General features: G+C 33.4%; 23 protein-coding genes and 2 pseudogenes. 9 read left to right on the top strand and 16 right to left on the bottom strand.

Annotation, left to right across the window (positions count from 1 at the left end; translation table 11 throughout):
- Positions 1–249: 249 nt before the first annotated feature.
- Together D1869_RS03580 and D1869_RS03575 are read left to right on the top strand one after the other, a co-directional pair.
- Entirely contained in the window at positions 250–489 is a 240-nt protein-coding gene (locus tag D1869_RS03580) for an AbrB/MazE/SpoVT family DNA-binding domain-containing protein (protein ID WP_156013947.1), read from the top strand.
- Positions 490–502: 13 nt separating this feature from the next.
- On the top strand, positions 503–877 hold the full coding sequence (locus tag D1869_RS03575; protein WP_231113691.1) for a PIN domain-containing protein: 375 nt from the start codon (positions 503–505) through the stop codon (positions 875–877).
- Between the two features lie 86 nt (positions 878–963).
- On the opposite strand, the gene D1869_RS03570 is transcribed toward D1869_RS03575, so the two are convergent.
- The 8 genes from D1869_RS03570 to D1869_RS03535 form a co-directional block, all read right to left on the bottom strand.
- The gene (locus D1869_RS03570; RefSeq protein ID WP_156013945.1) at positions 964–1,668 is read right to left on the bottom strand and encodes a hypothetical protein; all 705 of its coding nucleotides are present in this window, start codon (positions 1,666–1,668) and stop codon (positions 964–966) included.
- Between the two features lie 337 nt (positions 1,669–2,005).
- Positions 2,006–4,054 carry a xanthine dehydrogenase family protein molybdopterin-binding subunit gene (locus D1869_RS03565; RefSeq protein WP_156013944.1) on the bottom strand — a complete coding sequence of 683 codons (2,049 nt, stop codon included), beginning with the start codon at positions 4,052–4,054 and terminating at the stop codon, positions 2,006–2,008.
- A 67-nt stretch (positions 4,055–4,121) separates the two neighbouring features.
- Positions 4,122–4,544 carry a hypothetical protein gene (locus D1869_RS03560; protein WP_156013943.1) on the bottom strand — a complete coding sequence of 141 codons (423 nt, stop codon included), beginning with the start codon at positions 4,542–4,544 and terminating at the stop codon, positions 4,122–4,124.
- Positions 4,541–5,800 carry an acetyl ornithine aminotransferase family protein gene (locus D1869_RS03555; protein ID WP_156013942.1) on the bottom strand — a complete coding sequence of 420 codons (1,260 nt, stop codon included), beginning with the start codon at positions 5,798–5,800 and terminating at the stop codon, positions 4,541–4,543. The genes D1869_RS03560 and D1869_RS03555 overlap by 4 nt, the downstream gene beginning before the upstream one ends.
- 11 nt (positions 5,801–5,811) lie before the next feature.
- The gene (locus tag D1869_RS03550; RefSeq protein ID WP_156013941.1) at positions 5,812–6,372 is read right to left on the bottom strand and encodes an indolepyruvate oxidoreductase subunit beta; all 561 of its coding nucleotides are present in this window, start codon (positions 6,370–6,372) and stop codon (positions 5,812–5,814) included.
- The gene (locus tag D1869_RS03545) at positions 6,360–8,156 is read right to left on the bottom strand and encodes a thiamine pyrophosphate-dependent enzyme (RefSeq protein ID WP_156013940.1); all 1,797 of its coding nucleotides are present in this window, start codon (positions 8,154–8,156) and stop codon (positions 6,360–6,362) included. The genes D1869_RS03550 and D1869_RS03545 overlap by 13 nt, the downstream gene beginning before the upstream one ends.
- A gap of 159 nt (positions 8,157–8,315) precedes the next feature.
- On the bottom strand, positions 8,316–8,627 hold the full coding sequence (locus tag D1869_RS03540) for a GYD domain-containing protein (RefSeq protein ID WP_156013939.1): 312 nt from the start codon (positions 8,625–8,627) through the stop codon (positions 8,316–8,318).
- 111 nt (positions 8,628–8,738) lie between these two features.
- Positions 8,739–9,296, bottom strand: coding sequence for an acetate uptake transporter (locus D1869_RS03535; protein WP_156013938.1), 558 nt, complete (start codon positions 9,294–9,296; stop codon positions 8,739–8,741).
- A gap of 94 nt (positions 9,297–9,390) precedes the next feature.
- On the opposite strand from D1869_RS03535, the gene acs reads away from it, so the two are divergent.
- Positions 9,391–11,379, top strand: coding sequence for an acetate--CoA ligase (gene acs, locus D1869_RS03530; RefSeq protein ID WP_156013937.1), 1,989 nt, complete (start codon positions 9,391–9,393; stop codon positions 11,377–11,379).
- Positions 11,380–11,412: 33 nt separating this feature from the next.
- Positions 11,413–12,573, top strand: a complete 1,161-nt coding sequence (locus tag D1869_RS03525) for a cation:proton antiporter (RefSeq protein ID WP_156013936.1) — start codon at positions 11,413–11,415, stop codon at positions 12,571–12,573.
- On the opposite strand, the gene D1869_RS03520 is transcribed toward D1869_RS03525, so the two are convergent.
- The 4 genes from D1869_RS03520 to D1869_RS03505 all read right to left on the bottom strand — a co-directional run bounded on the left by D1869_RS03520 (position 12,548) and on the right by D1869_RS03505 (position 16,385).
- Positions 12,548–13,417 carry a fumarylacetoacetate hydrolase family protein gene (locus tag D1869_RS03520; protein WP_156013935.1) on the bottom strand — a complete coding sequence of 290 codons (870 nt, stop codon included), beginning with the start codon at positions 13,415–13,417 and terminating at the stop codon, positions 12,548–12,550. The two genes, D1869_RS03525 and D1869_RS03520, sit on opposite strands and share 26 nt — an antisense overlap.
- A 13-nt stretch (positions 13,418–13,430) precedes the next feature.
- Complete coding sequence (locus tag D1869_RS03515; RefSeq protein ID WP_156013934.1) at positions 13,431–14,906, bottom strand: 4-hydroxyphenylacetate 3-hydroxylase family protein; 1,476 nt, start codon at positions 14,904–14,906, stop codon at positions 13,431–13,433.
- The gene (gene hpaD, locus D1869_RS03510) at positions 14,903–15,853 is read right to left on the bottom strand and encodes a 3,4-dihydroxyphenylacetate 2,3-dioxygenase (protein ID WP_156013933.1); all 951 of its coding nucleotides are present in this window, start codon (positions 15,851–15,853) and stop codon (positions 14,903–14,905) included. The genes D1869_RS03515 and hpaD overlap by 4 nt, the downstream gene beginning before the upstream one ends.
- Before the next feature lie 61 nt (positions 15,854–15,914).
- Entirely contained in the window at positions 15,915–16,385 is a 471-nt protein-coding gene (locus D1869_RS03505; protein ID WP_156013932.1) for a flavin reductase family protein, read from the bottom strand.
- A 245-nt stretch (positions 16,386–16,630) separates the two neighbouring features.
- Here D1869_RS03505 and D1869_RS03500 point away from each other — a divergent pair, with 245 nt between their 5' ends.
- Positions 16,631–17,248: a helix-turn-helix domain-containing protein gene (locus D1869_RS03500; RefSeq protein WP_231113690.1), complete on the top strand. Its 618-nt coding sequence runs from the start codon at positions 16,631–16,633 to the stop codon at positions 17,246–17,248.
- Here the strand turns inward: D1869_RS03500 and D1869_RS03495 are convergent.
- Complete coding sequence (locus tag D1869_RS03495; protein WP_156013930.1) at positions 17,237–17,701, bottom strand: peroxiredoxin; 465 nt, start codon at positions 17,699–17,701, stop codon at positions 17,237–17,239. The genes D1869_RS03500 and D1869_RS03495 overlap by 12 nt on opposite strands.
- A 622-nt stretch (positions 17,702–18,323) precedes the next feature.
- A pseudogene (locus D1869_RS15765) lies at positions 18,324–18,632 on the bottom strand (hypothetical protein); the annotation flags it as partial.
- A 19-nt stretch (positions 18,633–18,651) separates the two neighbouring features.
- Here D1869_RS15765 and D1869_RS03485 point away from each other — a divergent pair.
- The 4 genes and pseudogenes from D1869_RS03485 to sdx all read left to right on the top strand — a co-directional run bounded on the left by D1869_RS03485 (position 18,652) and on the right by sdx (position 21,999).
- Positions 18,652–19,272, top strand: a complete 621-nt coding sequence (locus D1869_RS03485) for a hypothetical protein (protein ID WP_156013929.1) — start codon at positions 18,652–18,654, stop codon at positions 19,270–19,272.
- 70 nt (positions 19,273–19,342) lie between these two features.
- A complete protein-coding gene (locus D1869_RS15615; protein ID WP_260311224.1) occupies positions 19,343–19,477 on the top strand; it encodes a hypothetical protein in 135 nt (44 codons plus the stop codon).
- Positions 19,478–19,772: 295 nt separating this feature from the next.
- Positions 19,773–20,691, top strand: a pseudogene (locus D1869_RS03480) (ISH3 family transposase); the annotation flags it as partial.
- A gap of 978 nt (positions 20,692–21,669) precedes the next feature.
- The gene (gene sdx, locus D1869_RS03475) at positions 21,670–21,999 is read left to right on the top strand and encodes a sulredoxin (RefSeq protein WP_156013928.1); all 330 of its coding nucleotides are present in this window, start codon (positions 21,670–21,672) and stop codon (positions 21,997–21,999) included.
- Positions 22,000–23,048: 1,049 nt separating this feature from the next.
- Here sdx and D1869_RS03470 read toward each other — a convergent pair.
- Together D1869_RS03470 and D1869_RS03465 are read right to left on the bottom strand one after the other, a co-directional pair.
- Positions 23,049–23,381, bottom strand: coding sequence for a nucleotidyltransferase domain-containing protein (locus D1869_RS03470; RefSeq protein ID WP_184651047.1), 333 nt, complete (start codon positions 23,379–23,381; stop codon positions 23,049–23,051).
- A complete protein-coding gene (locus D1869_RS03465) occupies positions 23,369–23,773 on the bottom strand; it encodes a HEPN domain-containing protein (RefSeq protein ID WP_156015893.1) in 405 nt (134 codons plus the stop codon). The genes D1869_RS03470 and D1869_RS03465 overlap by 13 nt, the downstream gene beginning before the upstream one ends.
- Between the last annotated feature and the right edge of the window lie 410 nt (positions 23,774–24,183).

Here is a 24,183-nt window from a genome sequence, read left to right as displayed (position 1 = left end):
CTTATCTTGTTTCTCTTCGTAACTGTAATATATATCATTTATTCTGGGTGTTAAATTCTGCTAAATCCAAATTTCTATTCAAATTAGCAGAGATTTACGCCCTAGGAACGAACAATCTCATTTAATCGGATTTTTCTAATAAGAAAGTAAAGTTTTAGGTAAATGGAATATTATATCTTTTAAAGAATGATCGTGTCGATTCTAACATGAACCGTAATCCTTAAAGCCTAGTAATTAAATTTACTTACTATGAGAGTTAAAGTTACTAGGAACTTTCAGATTACTATACCAGCAGAAGTTAGGGAAAAACTTAACATAAGGGAAGGAGAGTATGTTGATGTTACTGTTGATGAGAAAGAAGGGATAATAATTCTTAGACCTTATCGTAAGAAGTGGACTACCGTAACACTAGGTAAAAGAATAACTCAAGAGGAAATCGATAAGGCTATAGAGGAGGTTGTAGGCGATTTCACGAAGAGTTCTACTTGATACAAATGTTTTAGTGTATTCTACTTTCGAGGACTCTGAAAGGCATGAGGAGGCTATAAAGATTTTAACCGAAAACGAAGTAGTAATTCCTCAAATAGTAGTTTATGAATACATATGGGTTTTGGCGAGGCTAACAAATAACATGGATCTAGTCAAACAGAAGTTAGAGGAGCTAAAGGATTTTGAGATAGTTAAGGAAGATTTGGAAGATATGATAAAAGGGGTTGAGATGCTGAGGAAGGATAATAAGCCAATAAGAATGCTAAACGATTATATAATCCTCGCAATAGCTAAAAGACTTAATATCGAACTTGCAACTTATGACACTGAGTTAGTAAAAGCTGGAGTTAGGCACAGTGTCAATATTTACCCACAACATTCTTCTTAGTATAATAAGTTAGTAGTTAGGACTAATTCCTACTAACTATTTAAGTGAAACCTATGATATTTTTATAGATTATATCTTTTCTTGTTTCAAAAGATTAGTAAATGAATTAATATAATTGCTAGTAACAAGGAGAAGACTAATATAGTCCTTTTAAGCCCCTTCTTTCCTAACTCTTTTATCTGAGATGCAGCTTTAAGTTTTTCTCCAGGCTTCATAAACCTAATAGTAGGTTCTATAAGTGGTAAAACAAACAACGGAAAGATAATTATTGAAATGACGTTGATTAAAAGCGACGTTAACCAAGATACTCTAAGCTGTTTTATACTAACTTGCCTGTATGGAAGTTTGTATTCAACATAAATAGCTTCGGTTAGCGTATAAGTCGACCATACTAGATAGACTCCAATATCTACGATATTAATCCCTCCGAAAATTTGTACCAAAGGTAGATATAATAGCGAGATGCCTACTGTACCTATAAGCTGAGGAAGAATTTTTGATTTAGTATATGATAAGACAATAGAGAGTAAAAAAGCTAAGGCTGGAATTAGTATTAATGGCGTGAAGAAATATATATAGGGTATAGTGTTCACTGCAAGTATAGCAATATCCTTAGCTCCTATCTTTCTGGATAGAACTTTAGGAAGTATAAGGTCTATTGTAAAGGCGTGCAGTATCATTACTGGTAAAAATATTAAGCTAATTAATGAAGGGTGAGATACAACTGCAAGAACGTAAGTTAATATTATAAGGAAATATGCTGCATCATTTCTTCTCCTTCTGTTTTCCATAAGTGGATTTAATCGTAATAATTTTTATTATATTACCCTAAGGGATTAGGTTTCTGATTTATATATTGACTGCTATTTAAATACCCTATAGATAATTTATATTTGATTATACTCACAGACTAATTGGATAGCAATTAAGTAACGCTAACGCAATACTATGAATTTGTAATTTAGCAATTAGCCTTTAAGGGTAGATCTATTCACTTTATTAACCAAATAAAAATACTAAAAAGGTTTAAACGAAAATTATTCAGTTTATTGCTTTTCTTCCTACAGTTCTTAAACTTTAATCAGTTAGGGGCCTATGTGTGATGTTTATCAACTAATCCCTAAGAGCCTAAGGAGTTATTAATTCTGAGGGTAATATTGGTGTTTTGTTAAATTTCCTTTTTAGTAATTTTTCTAAAGCAATAAATGTTGCTGGTAAAGCTCCAGTAGTTCCAGCCTCACCAACTCCTCTAGCACCGCTAGGCAAATTAGCTGGTGTCTCTACAAATTCGAGGGTTAGTTTATACTCACTCTCTAACGAGGTAGGAACACCAGCCTCAGCAATGCTGGCATAAATTGGGTTGCCGTTCTCATCATATGGTGCCCATTCAAGATAAACTTGAGAGATTCCTTGCAAAATACCGCCTATTATTTGCCCTTCTACCTCATCTTTTATTATAGCTCTACCAACATCATCGATCGCATAATATTCGACTACTCTAGGCTTATAAGTTTCGTCAATATCTACTATAGCAATATGAACTCCAGGCGTGTAAATGTCAGAGGTTTTATAAAATGTTTCAACTTCCGTATACTCATCAGAGTTTATTGCTTCTTCTAAAGTTTTACCCTTCTTCTTCAAAACTTCAAGTAGTCCTTTACAAACTTCAATCACAGCACTACCACCAGCCGCAGCTGATCTGCTACCGAAGCTTCCAATCCCTTCTTTAATATTCTCAGTATCATTCAAATTTACGTCAATCTTTTCTGGAGGTAAGCCAAGTATTTCTGATGCTAATAAGGCAAAAGTAGATTGGTGAGCTTGCCCGTGTGGTCCAGTACCGACAAATAACTCCACTTTTCCTTTTCCAACTCTTATTTTTGCACCTTCACCTGGTGATGCTCTAACAACTTCTGTAAACGCTATTAGAGCTACACCTTTATCTTTGTATTTTTCCTTAAGCGATCTATAGATTTTTTCTCCTTTTTCTATCAATCCGGTATAATCAGCCTTATCAATTTTAATACCTAATGGTGTAATAAATTCCCCATCAAGGAAGTTTTTCTTTCTTACTTCTACCGAATCCATACCTATTGCTTCTGCGAAATCTTCAACGAGGGTCTCTGTAATTAGTGCAGCTTCTGGTCTTCCAGCACCTCTATATGGACCGGTTGGTGGTTTATTTGTGTAAACTCCTAGAGCCCTAATTTTCATAAATCTCATCTTATATGGACCATTTAGTAATCCTGCTATGAATGCTGGAGTTGTCGTATTAATTGTATAAGCGTAAGCTCCTAAATCAACGATAACCTCACCTTCTAAACCTAATATTGTACCGTCTTTCCTTCCGTAGAGTTTAACTTTTGATTTTACTCCTCTACCTTGAGTTGGATTTGTTAAGTGCTCTCTCCTAGTTTCTATCCACTTAATTGGCTTTCTTAAGATCATAGAAGCAATTGCTGCTAAAACATATTCTGGATGTGCGGGGACTTTATTTCCGAAACCTCCTCCAACGTTTGGGGCTGATTTTACTATTATTTTTTCTGGAGGTAAACCTAAGGCTTCTTGTAGATCTGACCTTATTCTAAATGATGACTGAAAACTACCGATTATGTATAACTTATCACCATCAAAGTTTGCAATTACTCCTTTAGGCTCCATGGGATTCGCAACTATTCTATCTTGTAGTATTTCCCTTTCAACAGTAACTTCAGCAGTAAGTCTTTTCTCAACTTCTCCTCCAGATAGATCGATGTCAATAGCTATATTTCCGTTGGTGTGTATTTTTTCCTCATTCTTTAAAGATTCATCTATGGTAAGTACTGGTTTTAATGGGTCGTAATCTACAGATACTTCATCAATTTTATCCTCAATTTCGTACCTATCTTTAACTACAAAGGCTACAATCGGTTGACCTACAAAATTTATCCTTCCATCTGATACTACAGGCATTTTTACAATGTTTTTTGCTCTAGGATCCGGTCTTACTGGCATGTAAGTTTTAACTTTATTCCAATCTAGGAATAATTCAACTCCAGAAGGTTCTGTATAAGATTTTACAATTGCCCTTGCATATGTTGATCTAACTACACCTAAATATAACATGTCTGGAAAGTTTATATCATCAGTATATACTGATTTACCGGTTATGATTGAGTAATGTTCTCTTAGTTTCATGTTAGACGAGTACTTGTTTGTTAAATATAAAGCTTACCTCAAACAAGTTATAAATAATTCCTTAACGTTAAGTTTTCCAACTCCTCCAATCACCGAACTTATCATACTCTGGGCATCCTCTCCTATAGTTAAAACCATCTATCCAATCGACATTAACAAAAGTATTATAGAACCACTTTTCCTTCCCTTCATCTTTAACATATTCTTTTAATTCATTAATAGCTTTTCTCATCTCTTCTTCACTTTCAAAGTAAAGTATCACAACACCTTTAGATAAAATTGAAAGAGGAAATGAAAAAACTGAGTATTTACCAACATATCCCTTCTCTTTCAAAATTCTCACAAATTCTTCTAAAGGTATCTTCAGATTTACAATCGGAATGCCAAGTTTGTAACAGTGTAAAGAATTTTCATGCTGAATACCTTGCTTAAAATATGCCCAACAAATTCCACACTTATCCCAACTTTTTATGCCAACCCATTTTATCATTTTATCACCTTAATCACTTTCTTTAAAATGTCTAGTCCTTGTTTAGCCTCTTCCTCAGAAATAACTAGGGGCGGAATAACTCTTATTGCACTTCTACCGGCAGGTAATAAAAGTAAACCACGTTTAAAACTCTCTCCTATTATCCTATCCCTTACTTTTTTCTCATTATATTCTAAACCCCAAGCTAAACCAATACCTCTTACGTCATCAGCTAAGCCTTGTAATTCCTCAGCAAATATTTTTCCTATCTCATTTACATGAGGTAATAAATCCTTAACAAGGTCGATCACCTTTGAACCTATTGCACATGCTAATGCATTACCACCGAAAGTGTTACTATGCATTCCGGGTTTAAAATCAAGATCTTTTCTAAATATAGTTGCACCAATAGGCATAATCCCTCCTCCTAATGCTTTAGCTAAAGTAATTACATCTGGAACTGTGTTAAAGTTTTCAATAGCAAAGAGCTTTCCAGTTCTGCCTAAACCCATTTGGACTTCATCATCAACCAGTAAAATTCCATATTTCTTAGCCAATTTCTGAAGTTCTATAAAGAAATTCTTAGGAGGGATTACATACCCACCTTCACCCTGAATAGGTTCGAAAAATATACCAGCGACTTCTTCTGGTGGAACTAAATTTACAAAGATATAGTCCTCAATAAATTCAATAACACGGTTTACTAGTTCGCTAGGGTTTTCGTATCCGTTAATGTGCCAAGGATTTCTGTATGGATTGGGGTATGGAACATGAATTACTCCGGGCATGAAAGGCCCTACTATAGATCTTTGTACAGCCTTGCTTGCTGTTAAAGAAATTGAACCGAAAGTTCTTCCGTGAAAACCGCCTAAAAAAGCTATTATGTATTTTTTACCAGTGTTTTTGACAATTTTTATTGATGCCTCAATAGCTTCTGTACCGCTATTTGAAAAGAATACTTTCTTTTGGAAGTTACCCGGCGAATAAGTCACAAGCTTTTTAGCTAACTCCAGTTGTGGTATATTGTAAAAATCATTTGCTGCAGCATGAGCTAATTTTTGCATTTGTTCAATACCTACCTTTATAACTTCTGGATGCGAAGGCCATCCTAAATTATTTACACCTATACCAGATGTAAAATCTAGATACTTATTTCCGTCAACATCATAAATCCATACTCCTTCACCATGATCAATTACAAGAGGAAATAATTCTGGATCCCTAGTTGATGTAGCTAAGTATATATCGCTCTCCTCAATAATTTTTCTGCTTAACATAAGAATAACCTTTATCTTATTCGTAAAAAAGTAATCGACTCTTTTCCAGCTAAATATACTCTCTTATTTTTCTCATCCAATAGAGAAAGGAGTTTGTCCTCATCAATTAGCTTCTTTAAACCAAACTCCATTAAGAGGCTTAACATAACTATATTTGCCCCTCTGGGATTACCAGAATCAATCGCTATTCTTTCAGCTGGAATATAAATTGCCCTATATTCCTTGAGTCTTTCTTTAATCTCATCTAAACTAAGCATCTTAACTTTAGGTAAAACTGATCTCTCCACCCTTTCATTAACTATGACTATGGTCTCTTTATCAGCATAAGATAAATTCCTTAATGCTTCTGTAGCCTCTAATGCAACTAGGAAATCAGCCTTTTTGATTAGTGGCGAATACACGTTTCCTAACCTAACATGAACATTTACAGCTCCTCCTCTTTGTGCTAAGCCGTGGGTTTCAGCAACTAATGCCTTTACTCCAGAAATTAATGCCGAAGTGGCAATTATTTTCCCTAAGGTTATTACTCCTTGACCTCCTATCCCAGCAATCAAAATGTCTAACTTCTCCATATCTCATCCCACCCTTTCGGTATTTCTCCCTTTAATGATATAGCATTGTACGGACATATTGGAATGCAGGCACCACAGCCTATACATAAAACCGGATCAATAACAGCTTTTTTATCTTCCCTTGGAACTATTGCCGGACATGTAAAGTAATCATAACATATTGTACAGCCAGTACATCTGTTAATATCAACCTCAGCTATAGGTAATTCATCAAATTTGTCAATAACGTCTAAGGCACAAGCTCTTTTAGCTACTATTAAAGCCGGTTTCTTATTCTGTTTTACCCAGTTTGTTGCATCGGCAATTATCTTAGTACTCTCCTTCAAATTAAACGGATCAATTTCTCTAACGTATTCTACACCTAAGCCTTTTGCGACATTAGCAATATCAATCTCCTTTGAAGGACTAGGATTTTGCCCAGTCATAGCAGTAACTCTGTTATCTAATACCACAACTAAAACTGGTAAGTTATTGTAAACTGCATTTGCCAGAGCTGATAAACCAGAGTGGAAGAATGTTGAATCACCAATAATTGCAACTGGAATAATACCCGTAGCCCTAAAGACCCCGTTTGCAATACCTAAACTACTACCCATATTTGTCAATGAATCTTGCTCTTGGAAAGGTGGTAAAATTCCAAGAGAATAACAGCCTATATCACCAGAGAAAAAGGTTTGTGAGAGACCACCAAGTGTAATTCCTCTTTTAATATCGACAAATGATGATCTATGAGGACAACCTGGACACATGGCTGGAGGTCTTGGCGGTACATATTCCTCTACTTTAGTTTTTGGCTCGTAGTATATTCCTAAAAACTTCTTTATTGCGAATTCTACTACATCTGGTGTTAATTCACCACTTCTAGGAACATAATCTTTTCCGTGAATCCTTATTCTGAATCCTTCATCATATGCAATACTTTTAACCTGCATTTCTACTATCGGTTCTAGCTCTTCAACTATTAATGCCTCGTCAACATCCTCTAATGCTTTAATTATCTGCTCCTTGTTTAACGGTACTGGTGCAGATAGCCTAAGTATTCTAACCGATTCCGGTAAAATTTCTTTTATATAAGAATAAGCTATCCCACTAGCTATAATGAGTCTTCTACCATCTCCTTCAATCTCATTAAACTCCTTTATTTCCTGTTGAATTAACTCCCATCTCTTAAGTTGTTCTTGCCTATCTCTTCTTGCTACGTCAGGAACTAAGGAGTATTTCTCCGGTTTTTTCTGAAGTTTTCCGAATATGGGAGGTGAAGGTTCTTCATATTCAACCGGTCCTCTAACGTGACTTATTCTAGTATTTGTGGACAAAATTACCGGATGATGAACTTTGCTAGATAAGTTAAAGGCTTTAACACTCAGTTCATAAGCACTTTGAGGGTCATAAGGTTCTATCACTGGTATTAAACTCATTAAACCATAATATCTATTATCTTGTTCATTTTGTGATGACCACATAGAGGGATCTTGTGCGGAAACAATTACAAATGCACCCTCAACTCCAGTGTAAGAACTACTCATAAGAGGATCTGAGGCAACATTTAAACCTACATGTTTCATCGCTACTAATGAGTAAGCACCCATCATACTTGCTCCGTAGGCAGTTTCAAATGCAACTTTTTCATTTACACTCCACTCAACATATCTATCTCTAAACCTTTGTAAAGTTTCAATAATTTCTGTTGAAGGTGTACCTGGATATCCAGTAGCTATTCCTACCCCAGCTTTTAAAGCACCAAAGGCTATTGCCTCATTCCCTAGTAACAAACTTTTCTTCATAATTTATAATTACAAATTGTTATTAAAAAACTCGACTTTCATAATGTTTAAATTTTATGTTATTTGTTGATTAGAAAAGATATTGTTAAGTCCGTTTTCCCCTTTTTATGAACAGATTTTGAGCAATTTTTTATAGAAAAAGAAAAATAAAAAATTATTTTACTTTGGATGTCCGATAGATGGTGTTGCCTTTATAGCTTTTATAGCATCATCAACACTCATAGCTAGATAAGTTTGTGTCCTTACTGTACCCCTAGCGTTAAGTTCAATTAGAGCCTTTAGAAAAGCTTCTACATTATCGACCTCTACGATATTTAAAAAATCAAAGTTACCAAAAATGACATATTGTTCTTTAACTTTAGCCCCTACTTTAGTTAGTTCCTCATTGACTTCTTTTATTCTTTCCGGTTTATCAGATATTGTCTTAGCGCCATCATCTGTTAGACTTGAGAGGACAACAAATATTGCCATATAATAAATTATATTACAAGAATATATATACATTTTCTTCCTTAGTTAATTTAGCATGCTATATATCTCTTCTATTATTAAATAAAAAACAAATTAAAAAAGAGAAATAAATTAAGACATTACTGGTTTACCTAAAGGTGGATTTCTACCTAGCGACTCTGAAACTACCATTGCTAAACCAGTATACCAAGCAGCTATTGCAGTCAAAATTCCTACATAACCACCGGCATGAATTAATGCTGTGTTAGAGACCATAGAACCTATTCCTAACAAGAAGAAAGTTATCCATAATAATAGAAAAGTCATAAAGAGTCCCAGATTAGCCTTAAAAGTACCGAACCACATAACTAGCGTAAATATTCCGAAAGCAATAAGAACTAATCCTATAGCTTGTGCCGTAGCACCGGGTATAAACATTGATGTTACAAAATACCATTCCCAAAAAGCACCATAAGTAAAGAAAGCAGTATAACCGAATGTGTTTCCGGCCCTCCATTCTAGCACACCAGCAAGTAACTGTGCTAATCCTCCATAAAACGCGGCTAAACCAACAACTACTGAAGAGCCTTGAGACAACAGCCCAGCATTAAAGACACTTAAAACTAGTGTTGTTAAAGCGAAACCAGATAAACCTAGAGGTGCAGGATTTGCTCTTTTTTGTTCTGTCATTACAATTTTATTATGCTCAAAGAATTTTAAGTTTTACTTTATAATTTATTTAATATATAACCATAAATATTGCTATGTATGATAAATAATTAATATGTCAGTAAGTTGGGCATTACCATTTAATACTAAAATTGTACCTAAGTCAAATAAAGTAGTAGATATAAATACATATAAGGAAATACATAGCATGACTGTAAGAGACTATAAGGGATTCTGGGCTTCTGTTGCATCAGAATTAGAGTGGTTTAAGCCTTGGGAAAAGGTACTTGATGATTCTAATCCACCATTTTATAAGTGGTTTGTTGGTGGTGAAATAAATGCTTCCTATTTAGCTGTGGATAGACATGCAAAGAGTTGGAGAAAAAATAAGGTAGCAATAATTTGGGAAGGAGAACCAGTAGATGAAAATGGGAACCCTAAAGAAGTGAGAAAGTTAACATATTACGATTTATATACAGAGGTTAATAGAGTAGCTTATTTACTTAGAAATAAGTACGGTTTAAAGAAAGGAGATTCTGTAGCTATTTACTTACCAATGATCCCAGAATTGCCGATATTTATGTTAGCATTGGCTAGAATTGGAGTTGTGTTTACTGTAGTATTTTCCGGATTTAGTGCTGATGCGCTGGCTACGAGAATAGACGATGCACAAGCTAAAATGTTAATTACTGCTGACGGAGGCTGGAGAAGAGGTAAGATAGTACCATTAAAAGATATTGCTGATAAAGCTTTAGAAAAAGTTTCTACGGTGAAAGACGTTATAGTTGTTAGAAGAACGGGACAAAAGGTAAACATGGTCGAGGGAAGAGATAAATATCTAGATGATGTATTAAAGGAAGTTCCTCAAGGTGTTTATGTTGAGCCAGAAAGGATAAAGAGTGAAGAACCATTATATATCCTCTACACTTCTGGAACTACTGGTAAACCAAAAGGAATTGTGCATGATACTGGAGGATATCTTACATTACTTCATGCAACAATGAGATGGGTATTTGATGTTAAAGATGATGATATTTACTGGTGCACCGCAGACATAGGATGGGTTACAGGGCATTCTTATATTGTCTTTGGACCATTAATGGAAGGAGTTACCGAAATAATGTATGAGGGAGCTTTAGACTATCCTAAACCAGACAGGTGGGTTTCGATAATTGAAAGATACGGTGTTTCTGTCTTCTATACTTCGCCAACAGCAATAAGATCTTTCATGAAATATGGAGATGAATGGGTTAAAGCACATAAGACAGACACTATCAGAATTATGCACTCGGTCGGAGAGCCAATAAATCCAGAAGCTTTTGAGTGGTTATGGAAGTTAATTGGTAGAGGAGAAGTACCGTTTGGTAGTACTTGGTGGATGACTGAGACTGGTGGTATTATGATTAGTCACTTACCCGGTCTTTATTTAATTCCTTTGAAACCTGGGACTAACGGAATGCCTTTACCTGGAATAGAGGCGGATGTTGTTGATGATAATGGTAATCCTACAAAACCAGAGGAAAGAGGGTATCTAGTAATAAAGAATCCATGGCCTGGAATGCCGTTGACAATACATAGGGATCCAGAAAGGTATATTAAAGTATATTGGTCTAAATTCCCAGGAATGTTCTATGCTGGAGATTATGCAGTTAAAGACTCTGATGGATACTTCTGGATATTAGGCAGGGCTGATGAGGTAATTAAAGTAGCCGGACACAGATTAGGAACATATGAACTAGAGTCCGCAATTATTGAACATCCTGCTGTTGCTGAAGCTGCAGTTGTAGGAGTTCCAGACCCGGTAAAAGGTGAAGTACCGGTAGCATTTGTTATTCTTAAGCAAGGTGTTTCACCAAATAAAACTCTTATGGAGGATATATTGAAGACTGTTAGAGATAAAGTTGGTCCTATTGCTACATTATCCAGTATTTACTTTGTATCTAAACTTCCAAAGACCAGAAGTGGTAAGATCATGAGGAGAGTAGTTAAAGCTGTTATTACTAATCAGCCAGTAGGTGATATAACAACGCTTGAAGATGAGGCTTCAGTAGAAGAAGTTAAGAAGGCTTATGAAGAGTTTAAGGCTGAGATAAGTAAAAGTTAATTTTATTTTTTTATTAAATAATGATTAATCCCTATGGAGGAGATTTACATAGCTCTTTTTGATATAGCTCTTTTTATTTTTATCGCAGAAGTTTTTAAGACACAATTTAGAAAAATTAATTTACCAGACCTAGTAAGTGAAATCATCGCTGGCATGGTCATAGGGCCTTATGCAATTGGTAAGCTGATAAATAATATTTTGGGTTTTCAATTAATAACTCTAGATCAATATGTTCTTTTTATATCTGAGTTTGCTGTAATTCTTGTTATATTTGCATCTGGCCTAGAACATGGCCTTAGTCCGCTTAAAGAAGCCGGTGTATTAGGATTTATGGGTGCTACGTTTGGTGCATTATTACCATTCTTTGCAGGATATTTTCTATATGCTAACTCTTTCGGAAGTAATTCGGCACTATTCTTGGGTGTAAGCATTGGTGCTACAAGTCTAGCAGCTGTAGCGTATCTGATAGAAGGGATTCACACTAAGGGTGTTAAGTTTTTAGTTTCCGCTTCAGCAGTAGATGATATAGTAGATTTAATCTTATTATCCGTAGTACTTATTCTAATCAGTCACTCTACTGTAACCATAACGACTATATCGTTAAGAATTGTATCTCTAATCATAATATGGTTAGTAATTTTATTTGTATCAGTAACAATTATTCCAAGGATAGTTAATAGGCTAGATGAGGCTTACATAGAGGAATTCCCGATACTCGTGTTATTCGGATTAACATTATTTATGGTATACTTAGGATATTCCCCAATTATATCCGCTTTCGTAGCTGGTGTAGCAATTTCCAATTCTCTTAAGATTAAAAGAATTAGAGAAATTATTACTGTATTGCTCTCAATATTCGGTCCTATATTCTTCGTAACCATAGGTGCTGAAATCGACTTGCTCTCAATTGATCTAAACGTTTTGTTGCTTACACTAGAGCTTACAGCTATAGCAACAATTTTAAAGATGCTTGGTGTCATGCCCTTTGCTTACCTATATATTAGAGATATTAAAAGAGCACTCATCATGGCTTTAGGAATGGTTCCTAGAGGAGAAACTGGATTAGTAGTAGCAACAATAGGTTTAAGCCTAAATGCTTTAGATCAACATGAGTTTGAAAGTATAATTTTCATGTCGATTTTAACTACAATAATAGGCGCTATAATCGTTAAACGTTATTCTCATCAATTATAGTAGGATTCTCAAGTCTACCTATCTTTTCAACTTCAGCACTCATAATCGCATTATTAACTGGTTTTAATGAGAACTCCGAAACATCTTCAGCACCTATATATCCTACACTTCCAGACGATATTAAAGAAAACTCTGGTAAAGTTACATATTTAGTTAACTCTAATATGATATCTTCTATGGAAAAGATAAAATCCTCAGAATTGCCTTCTTGAACCAGTTTGCCATCGTAATAGCTCTTCATTTCTAGCGAGTTAACATCATCAATCTCTTCTGGTGTAACTATCCATGGTCCGAATGGAGCAAAGGAGTCCCTTACCTTATTTCTGAAATGAGTTCCCCTAATTAATAATTTTTTAACTTTCCCATCAATGGGATCTCTCCTATATGCATAATAAGAATCTTCTTTTATTCCGGGAGGGTAAGTTATATCGTTAAATACTGTATAACCAATTATGTTTTTCTTAATTTCGTCAAGCGTAGCACCCCTCTTTATTTTTCTTGTAATTACTCCAATTTCTACTTCCGGTCTTATTGCATCTTTAGGAGTTATTATAGGTTTTTTATGAGGAATTGCTACAGAGGGCAGTTTAAGGAAGAACTTTGGAGATTTTATAAATTCTCTTGCTTCACTTTTATCCTTAACCCCTATCATTCCCGGAGTATTTACTAAAGTACAAATGATCGCTGATGGTGTAATTGGTATGTCAAACTCTATTTCTTCGATATTATAAGCCTCACCTTTAGGCTCAGTAGAATAAAAATCCTTTACTTCATATACATAATTTCCATTTAGAATTCCTAACTTTCTAGTATTATTAACTAAAAAAGATAAAAACTTTGTCAAACTGAATAACACCTTATGCTTTAGGATTTGGCATTTGATCCATTATTTCTTTAACTAATTTTACAAATTCATTTTTCCTATCTTTAAATACCTCCGTGTAAGTTTGTGCCCATCTTATTGTCGGATCACCTCTACTAAATCTATCATACTGCTCATACCTCATTCCAGACTCAGATCCTATAACATCCCATAATAAGTTAAATAGCTTTACCCTCTCTAAAGCATTTAGTCCTTTCATTGCCATATACTTATCTAACAATCTCCTCTCTTCTGGGTTTTCGAAATCTTTAATTCCTGCAGGAACTGGAATTGATGAACCGGCTGATATTAATCTCAAAATTTCGTTAGCCCTTGGAACAGCCTTCATGTTAAAATGACTTGCTGAAATAGAAATGTAGGGATCTGGTCTTGTTATATTCGGTAATTCTTGAGCCCTTTCAACTGAAGCATAAAGTGCAGCTTCATTTAATGCGACATAAATTAATATTTCACCAATTTTTTCTTGAACATTTATGAAGTTATTTATACCAGCAGCCTCTGCTACAGCTATTGCTAATCCTGCTAAGAACTTAAGTCTAGAGTAGTGTTGTATAACAAAATGCCAGTTGAACCATCCTCTTAAACTAACAGTATGCCACATCAAATCTTCAATTAATTCTGGTTTTTTGAAGAATATTATTCTATCGTAGGGTACGAAAACATTATCAAAGACTAGTATGGCATCGCTCTCTTCAAATTTGGATGATATAGGATATTCAAATTCTCCTCCTTCTCTTGGAGGGAAACCTCTTCTTGCTAAGAATTTAACACCTTTTGTCTCTGTAGGAATAGAGAAATATATTGCATATCTAGGATCAGTATCTCTTCTAATATTTGGTAAATACCATAACATTTCTGAATAGGGACCGGCAGTACTTAGCATAGCAGCTCCTCTTACTATAACACCATCAGGTTTCTCTTCAACAATCCCAACTTGAATGTATGGATCCTCCCATTGGGATGGCGGTCTCGATCTATCATACATCGGTGCCACTATTGCATGAGTATAGAACAAGTCATTTTTAGTAGCTTCTCTGTAAATCTCTATCATGTTCTCCATGAACTTAGAGCCAAAATGCTTTCCAAAATAGTCTTCTGCATGGGCGTAAAACACTGTAGTCCAAACATTTAGATAGTCTGGGCTTCTGCCGAAAAATCCTCTATAGAAATCATATATCTTTATTAAGCCATCTCTCAATTTAGCTAAATCTTGCTTATTTCTTGGCCTCAAAAAGCTAATACTGGTCTCTTCACCTACATCTGGATTATATACTCTTAGATATTTTGAGTATTCTGGATCCCAATGGAGATCGTAGTATTTAGCTACTGTTCTCACCGGTATTTTAAATGCTGGATGTTCAGTTATATCTTCTACTACTTCTCCCTCATAGTAGACTACTGGATGATGTACCTTTATACTTTTTATATAGTCTTCTCCCTTCCTAATCAAATAGACCACCCCTTTAATTTACCCGTGGAAATGTCCTCCACGGGAACCCATTCAGTTAACCAAGATTGGGGAATTGGTCTTCCCCAAAAATCACTCCTATATCTAAATTGTTCATTTCTCCATACTACGGGTTTCCATTTATCTGGATCCAAAACTACGTAATCCTCTGTAAAGAACTCAATCCTGTTTTTATCAAAATCTCTAAGATAAATATAATAACCCTCCGTAGCTCCATGTCTACCCGGACCCCTCTCAATACTATCCCATAATTCTGCTGAAGCTATAATATCAGCTGCCCTAATAACATCTCTTAACTCATGAACATAGTAAGTCTCGTGGTGAAATCCTGGAACATTTTTTTGACTTTTAGCAATTGCGATTTCATGTGAATCTCCCCTTCTTGTAAGCCAAATTACTTCTCTAGTTTGATTATCTTTTCCTAGGAACCATTCGGTTTCGTAATAGCCCATAAAGTTTTTGAGGAATTGAATCTCTTCCTCAATATCTTTAACTACATAATTTACATGTGCTAACCTTACTGGTGAAACACCTCTATGTGCATAAAACTTCATTCTCATATCTCCAACATATTCCATATCATAATAAATTAGAAACGGCATGCCTTGAGGAGTCTCAAAGAGTATAGCTTCCTCAACACCCCTCTCCTTGAACTTAGTAAATTTTAAATTAAACTTTTGCAATTCCTCTTTAGCCTTATCGAGCTCCTCAGCTCTTCTTACTCTAAATCCAATATATGACAAACCTGGAGAGTCAGCCTTTTTAAGAACTAAGCTGTGATGTTGTCCTTCATCAATGCCCCTTAAATATATATAGTCACCATCCTTTTCTGTTTCCACAAATCCTAGCAGATCTACGTAAAAATATCTTGCTTTCTCTAGATCCGTAACTCTTATTCCCACATGAGATAAACGTAGGATATCAATCATCAAATAAGTCTATCGAAAAAGGTTAAATAAATGGTATATTAAACTTATTAAAGGAATAAGCTTACAAGCTAAAGAGTTTATAGTATTTTCTATTCATATAAACAAGTGGTGTAAAGTTATCTCTGATCTGGTAACCATCAATTACTTCCCCTACTATTATTGAATGATCTCCTACATCAATCGTGTCATAGAGTTTAGCTTCTATGTACGCATAAGAATCATATAATATTGGACAACCTCCTATTCCTTCCTTATATTTTATTTCCCTAAATCTCTCCTTAACTGGTTTAAGTGCAAAGATATTAAAAAGCTCTTCGTTGTCGGTAAAATTAACTACAAAATACTTTGATTCTTTATAAGGAATGTCATTCCCCTTCATTCTATCTGCAAAAAATGAAACTAATGGAGGGTTTAATGAGAGAGAGTTAAAAGTGTTGACTGTCATTCCAACTAATTCTCCTTTCCAAACAGTTGTAATTATAGCAACACCTAAAGGAAATTTCCTCATTATACTCTTTATCACTTCAGCCATAGTATTATGTAAGGAATAATCAGATTTAAGTTAATTATGAAACACGTTATATACAGTTGCAGTTGAAAGAAGAATGATATTTCCTAAAATTACTCACTAAATTAGGAAGATATATTAATCCTTAAAGCATCATGAGGTAATCTCGTAATAAAATCTCAAACCTTTCATATATATGAAATTCTTTAAAAGCAATTGTAATGATTGACATAGATATGCTTATATTTTTAAAAAAGTACAATATAATGATGATTAAAAAAGTAGATATAAAAGTGGTTCACGAAGATTGTTGGACACATCATATGCCATATGATGCATATACAATTAATCTACAAGTCTATCCAAACAAGAATTACTTACGAAGTAGAATTATGATCAATTCAACAGATAAAGAAGCAATAAAATTGATGAAAGATCATAAAAGCGTCGTGAAAGTTATGAATATAAGTAAACTTAAAGACGGCTACTACGTGGATTTTCTCAATACTTATAGAGGTTCTATTGCTGGAGTGCTATATGACAAAGAAGTTCTAATACTTGGAAATAAAATAAAAGGGAATTCTGAGTTATGGAGTTTTGTTACCCATAGTAAAAATTTAAACGAATTATTTGAAGAATTAAGAAGCCTAGGCAAAATAGAAGAGATAAGGACTGAAGATTTTAACCCCTCTTTTACTCTAGATTTAACTGACATGGAAAGGAAAGTCTTGATGGTGGCTTTATCGAGAGGTTATCTTGATTATCCAAGAAGAGCAACCGCTGATGAAATTGCCAGGTTATTGAATATTAGCAAAGTTACTTTCCTTTACCATTTAAGAAATGCACAGAAAAAAATTATAACTTACTTATTAAAATCAGCTTACTGATTCCTCTTCTTTCTTAAGCATTTCTAGAGTTTTTAAAGCTTCTTTAACATGGTTTTCTGGATTAAGTTGAGAATTATAAATATGGCGTATGATCCCTTTTTTATCAATTACAAATGTAATCCTAGCGGGTAAAATAAAGCCCTTTGCTCCATATAATTCTCTGATTTTCTTGTCCGGGTCACTGATAAGTATAAACGGTAAATTATACTTTTGCTTAAACTTTTTATGAGATTCCACATCATCAGAACTTATACCTATGACTACAACATCATAGCCTTGTAGAAGGTTCCAATTATCCCTAAATGCACAAGCTTCCCTTGTACATCCTGGAGTATCATCTTTAGGATAGAAATAAAGTACGATATCATGTTTTCCTATATAATCTGATAAAGAAAACTTCTCTCCAGTATCAGTTATCCCTTCAAACAATGGTGCTTTATCTCCGACTTTCATTAAATAGATATATCTTTTATAGTTTAAATTCTTTTTGTAAATTCCACAATTAAATTTCTACTAAAGAGATTAACGATGAGCTTTATAGGAAAGTTACTGAGGGGATATTCTGAAACATTCATTAATTTCAAAAAGTGTTTATAAAAATGTTATAGCATTCATAAAAATCTTTTATAATATAATTTATTAAAAAGATCTGTAAATGTGAAGAGAAATATTGTTTAAAAATGTTTGTTTATAAAGGTTGATGTCTTTGTATAGTTACCTAAAAACTAGAGGTTATTTATTCTCACATCCTCTCAATCCAGACAAAACACCTTAGAGAGACTTATTTGAAGATGATTAACCAAATTAATATTAATAATAATTTGATATAATATTACAAATACTTTTTTCGAATTTCATAACTACATGATAACAGTCCCATAAAAATTATGGCATTTACTCATAACTTATCTAAGTATTTTTGACCTTATTTTCTATGCTATTACTTATTAAACATAGTTAGTAATAAGAAAATATTTCTTATATTTTTAACGTAAAGTATAACTATAATGATTTTCATATAAATGTTAATATTTTACTTTAGAACTATTACGCTCAAATTTTTTAACACTTTAGGCTATAGATGTCTGTATTTGAACGTTATTGCTGAAGGTATTATTACTAGGAGAGAGAGTAAGAAAACTGAAGCTGGAGAAATATTTACCCAGATGATGAGAGCAATCAAGGGGGGGATATTGCTAATAATGTAGATACTGAATCTATTAATGACATGGATAAATTAGCTGTCTTCATCTTAGAAAATAGATTTACTTCTGGTACGTTATCCATAGGTATAAATAATGTCCTAACTCAGTTTACTATTATAAAGATCACGGGAGATTTTACAAAGTAAAGCATACGTTATAGCGGCTAGAATTCTTGTCACGATCCCTACACCTAACGGAATGAATAGTACTGTTAAAATTATTCATAATGTTAAGACAATAAGTGGAATTATACCAGAGAGTGCATATATCTCTACCACTAGCTGGTTTTATTGGTTCAATTATACTAGGAATCCTTTAAGTAATAATTGTTACAATGTAACGATTAATGCCAATGTAGAAGGTCTAAGAGCTAAAGGATTTGTGGTTGAAGACACCAGCAGTAATAATATCTCGCTTATAAGCGGTTTGATAGACATGAGTTACAATAGTAGTATTATTACTGCTGAAATTAGCAATAACGAGGTAACTATGTATATTAATAATAGTGATCCAATAACTTTCGATCCCATAATAAAATGCTACACATATTATTTTATTTGGGGAGTGACAAGGTTAGTAGTTATTAAGAACGCAGTTCCCACAAGTGAGCTAGAATATGAAACAAATCTAATATCTGAAATATCAACGTATGTTGAGGGAATTTCAGGGATCATAAGTGTCGCAGCGAGTTTGCCTGGTATTATTGTATTCGCTGTTTCGTTTTATACTTCACAATTTTCTACTCAACTTAGTGGATTTATTAGCGAATACGGTACATGGCCGGAAACTACATTGTATGACATTGTAGGAGCAAGCTGAATTTGGATTTTTGGTCTTATTCCCACAGATACTTATTTAGAATTCGGAATATATAGTAACGGTGAGTTTTATGCCTTTTGTTAATAGTATTAATCCACTTCCTAATTACTGGGATGGAACGTATCCAATGTTTGAACAGCCGCACTCATCACCTTTGCCATCTTCTCCATACAGCCCTCCATGGTTCCAATATTTTGTACCATGAGATCGGTGATATAAGATGGATTATGATAAGATTTTCAAATACTATAAAAATTTAGCAATAATATTTTATTCAATTCCTATAGCCTTCATAATTGTTGATAATTTCTTACTTAAAATGCCAATAAGCATAGTATATCCTCTCCTTTTACGGTACTCCCAAAATCATTTTACAAAAATAATTCTGATTGAACAATATTAAATTTGTTGAACATAACCAAGTTTATAACAACATCAAGAATTCAACAAATTGGGAAAAAAGGTTTAAAGCGAGGGAATCGGTATTACCATAAGGGCTCATGGTAATGCCAATTCCCTCATTAAACACTCAACAAATAGGGTATAAATTAATTTCCATGAGTAACTTCCAAGGGAGAAAGGGAGAGGAAGTTACAAAAACCTTGATCTCAGCATCATTACACAAAGATTCAGTGGAAAACGTTTCCAGAGCTTACAACGTATCACCACAAACGGTGAGGAATTACGTTGAAGAACAAGGGTTACAAGTAGCGGAAAAAACACTGGAACAAGTGAAACAAATCTCACTCGAAACACTTAAGGGCGTGAAGGAGATAGAACTATCAATAGATTGGACAACAATAACTTGGTACGGAAAACCTGTAGAAGGTTTGGGAAGCTCAGAAAAGGGATACTCGTGGAACTACGCAACAGCTACAACGAAATACGAAGGAAAAATCCTCATACTTGCTTTCATACCGCAAGTTAATGGGATGACAAAGGATGAGATTGTCAAGGTCTTGATTGAACAAGTGGTTGCAATGGGATTTAGGATTAAACTGATAACACTTGATGCAGGATTTTACACGGTTGAGGTGATAAAATTCATATCCCAGTTCAACTACATTATTGGAGTTCCCGTTGGTGATGTCAAGATCTACGAGGAGTTTGATGGTGAATATATTACGAATAGTAAGAGGCGTAGTAAGGATGAGCAGGTTAAGTTTAGGCTGATCGTGTATCGCAGGGAGAAGATCAAGAGGAAAAAGAAGAAGGTTGTTTACTTCGCTAGGGCTACAAATCTCGATTTACCCAAGAATAAGGTCTTGGAGTTATATAACAAGGTGAGGAATCCGATAGAAACGTCTTATAGGAGTGTTAAATCGTTCCTCCCCTTTACGTGTTCAACAAAGTTCATTTTCCGCATGTTAATCTTCTTACTTGCCGTGCTCGTTTACTCCTTGTACACGATCCTCAAGGATAACGTGAAAATGAGGACTTTCAAATCACTAATTTCAAAAATTATTGAAAATATATCTGAGGCAGAGATTTATTTAAATAAATCGGAGGAAACGCTTACTAATACTACAGGTTTATTTTTAAGGAGGTGATTTTGGGAGTACCGTTTAGCTCTATTCTTCCCCTATCTGCAAGCATATTAATGTATATAATGACTATAAAACACAGAATATTACCACAAAATTCTTATTCACAATATTTGCTACAGGTTATATAGTTTTTCTAACTTTATTTTCTAGTCTATCATCGTTATATTTTATTTTGTTACCTCTTAATCTTTGGATCATTTTGAATTTAACTGTTTTATCAATATATCTTATAACGATAGAGTTAATTTATATTAGAAAACCAGTAAAAGTGAAATATGAAAAAATTGATAGTATAGTAACTTATATTATTATATTAGCAACAATACTCTCACTATACTCGGTCAGACCTTAAAGGCATGAGCTTCTCACCTTAACATTTAAGGTTATGATAATATTTGCTTTATGAATTGCTTGGATTTTTTATCAGATTAACGACAGATTTTACTTTATAAATTAACGCTTGAATTTAACAAAAACTTACGAATCTGCTAAAAAGATTGTGGGATTCAGCAAAGCAATTAGTATTTAGATGTACAACTTGTCCTTTTAGAACACAGAAAGATGTAATAGCATCTACCAGTAATATTTTTTCGTAACCTGACATTCACTAGGATAGCAAAAATAAAAACATACATATATTCAACATAACATAAATTTACCTTAGGGCACTGTTAAACCCTTATTTCGTTGGTTATGTCATTTTTTGTGGTTAGTTACAGCGTTGTAACATTATATTATCACGTAGTTGTTTAATTCGTTTATAAATCTATAAACGATAAGCTTATCTCAATGTTAAATTAAATACCTTTACAAAATAAAGGTTATAAGATATTGTTTGTCTATTTTTCCTATGGTATGGAAAAGAACTATTTCGGCAAAGGCCTTAGAAAAAGCAAAAAGTGCTGCAGTTAAAGTAGAGGACAAAGTGATTTTTATCGCAAATGTTAACGGTAATCTTTATGCAATGGATGCAGTATGTTCACACGCTAGGTGTATTTTAGGTAAATTAGATGAAGAGAAACTAACCGTTAGATGTTACTGCCATTTAGCATTATTTGATCTAAGGACTGGGCAAATGCTAGAACCTCCTTATGTAGCACCAGATGCACCAAAAGAGAAACTAGGATTAAAAACATATCAAATTAGGGATAATAACGGTTGGATAGAAGTAGACGTATGAAGTATGAGACACCTTCATAACTACTGATACTACTTTATATACTAATTAAGCTATTGTTTTTTATGCTTTATCATAGTATGAAGACTAGCATAATCATTATAATTAATCTGGTCTTCTATGTAATTCTTTCTTTTTTACAAAGATTATATAATTATAGAAATGAGTGATATTGCAATCCTTAAATTATGTAAAAGTAGTTATTTGAGAAATAAAATATCTTGACTGTTATACTATTTAGAACAATGGCTTTGCAGTATTACAAAGTGCATATAAGCTGTATGCATCGGTTAGTCACTCCTCTTAAACGCTTTAAAAAATGACTATTGTCTTCTCTTAATTATTATTTATATACACTCCTATTTGTGTATATATACTGAGTTTTAGTTTTTGCACTTCTGTGATAAATTAAAATTATCGTGAAATTTCATGGGTAAATTTCTCTTCACTTAATATTAATTTACAAAATTCTTTAGTAGACGAAGTATAATTTGTAAATTTGATGACTTAGAAAAGAAGTTTTTAGATTCTCTCAAATGGAATTCTTTATCAGAATTAATTGAATGGATTATAATGCTAAATATGTTTCTTAAGATTTACCTTATATCCTTATTGCTTTCCCTCATTGTATATTAGCTGAAAATTCCGTATTTGAGAGTAATCATAAATAGTTATGTTAAATTGCCTTCTCAACTAGCCTCTCAATTTACTTTTTATGGAATTCATATAGAATGTTCTTCCCTACGAGCTCTTCACTATCATATAGCAGTTTGCATAAAATCCTAACGATAAGATAGTTTTTAAATAAACCATTCTCAATAGTGAATATTCTTACTATAAAAAACGATAGAACTTATCCTATTTACTAAAATTAGATATAAGTATTAGAAAATTTTTTGTAAGAATTATCTTGTGCAACGATTTTCCAATAAATGCTATATCATACTTTGAAACCTTAGAGTCTTTATTATAGCCATTATACTGAAACTCATGAAGGTCAAGTGCTATTTCAGTCAGTTTTATGAAAATGTAATTATATTAATTATTTTCCATTAATCACTAATTATGACATAATTATTACCTACGAATTTTAGAAAATCATCTTCATCTTCTTCAGCGATTATGGTCAAATCTATTATTTCTGAAATTTCATCTGGTAAGGCTGAATGTATTTTAATTAATAGTTTACTAATCTCACTCTTATCTAACCCCCTAACAATTAGGGCGAGATCTAAGTCACTTGCACCCATAGTTCTGCCCTTAATAACCGAGCCGAAAATTATCACCTCCTTTACATCGGCTATTTCCCTAGATTTACGTAAAACTATCTCAGCAATATTTCTCCAATTTTCCTCTAAAAATTTTATTCTTTCTAATCCGAACACCACTTATTCCCCCATATCTTTTTCATTAAACTAATAATCTCCTTAGCAATATTTAAACAAACTTCCGCATCTTCTCTATCTAAACCGTAAGATAAATATTGCCCTCTCGTTCTAGCGTTCTCTAAGAGTATTAATTCTCCTCTTCTAGACTTAACAAAGTTTTGTATTTCATCTCTTAAAGTTAAAGAAGATAAAATACTAAGTAGTTTCCTAATTTCGTGTGTTTCTGGAAATGAATATCCTAAAAATAGTATTGTAGATTTAATTGAAAGTTCTGCAGATATTTGTGCTAATAAGCCACTAACGTCGTATAAACCTCTATTTAAAGAATCTTCAGATGCTTTTAAGTATTCTAAAGATCTCTTACATAACACATAATGTAATTCATGCATAACAAACCTAGACTTACCAATAAAAACAAAAAGTTTTTTATTCATTATTACTTTCTCTTGACTTAGATCTCTTAATCAAATCTTAATAAGCTTCACTATTCTTATTCTAGTAAACAGGCTTATATACTTATAGGCATGATAAGATTGAGAGAAGGCTGGAGGATAAGGTGATTCTTAGTATTCTAGATTAATTAAAATAATGTCTATAAAAGTAAATTATGATTAGACTCTGAGAGACTGTCTCAATAAATAATTGAATAAATTCATATTTGAGTATAAAGATAATTACTCACAAAAGCATGAATTTTTGAAATATTTTTAATTTAATTTATACAATCTGAAAGATTAGACAAAAATTGAAAAATTATCGCACTCATATTATAAAAATTATATGCTATGAGGAATAATTC

The organism is Sulfurisphaera ohwakuensis, from assembly GCF_009729055.1.
GTDB classification, from domain to species: domain Archaea; phylum Thermoproteota; class Thermoprotei_A; order Sulfolobales; family Sulfolobaceae; genus Sulfurisphaera; species Sulfurisphaera ohwakuensis.
Note: the sequence above shows the minus strand (reverse complement) of the source record. Positions and strands in the feature narration are given on the sequence as shown.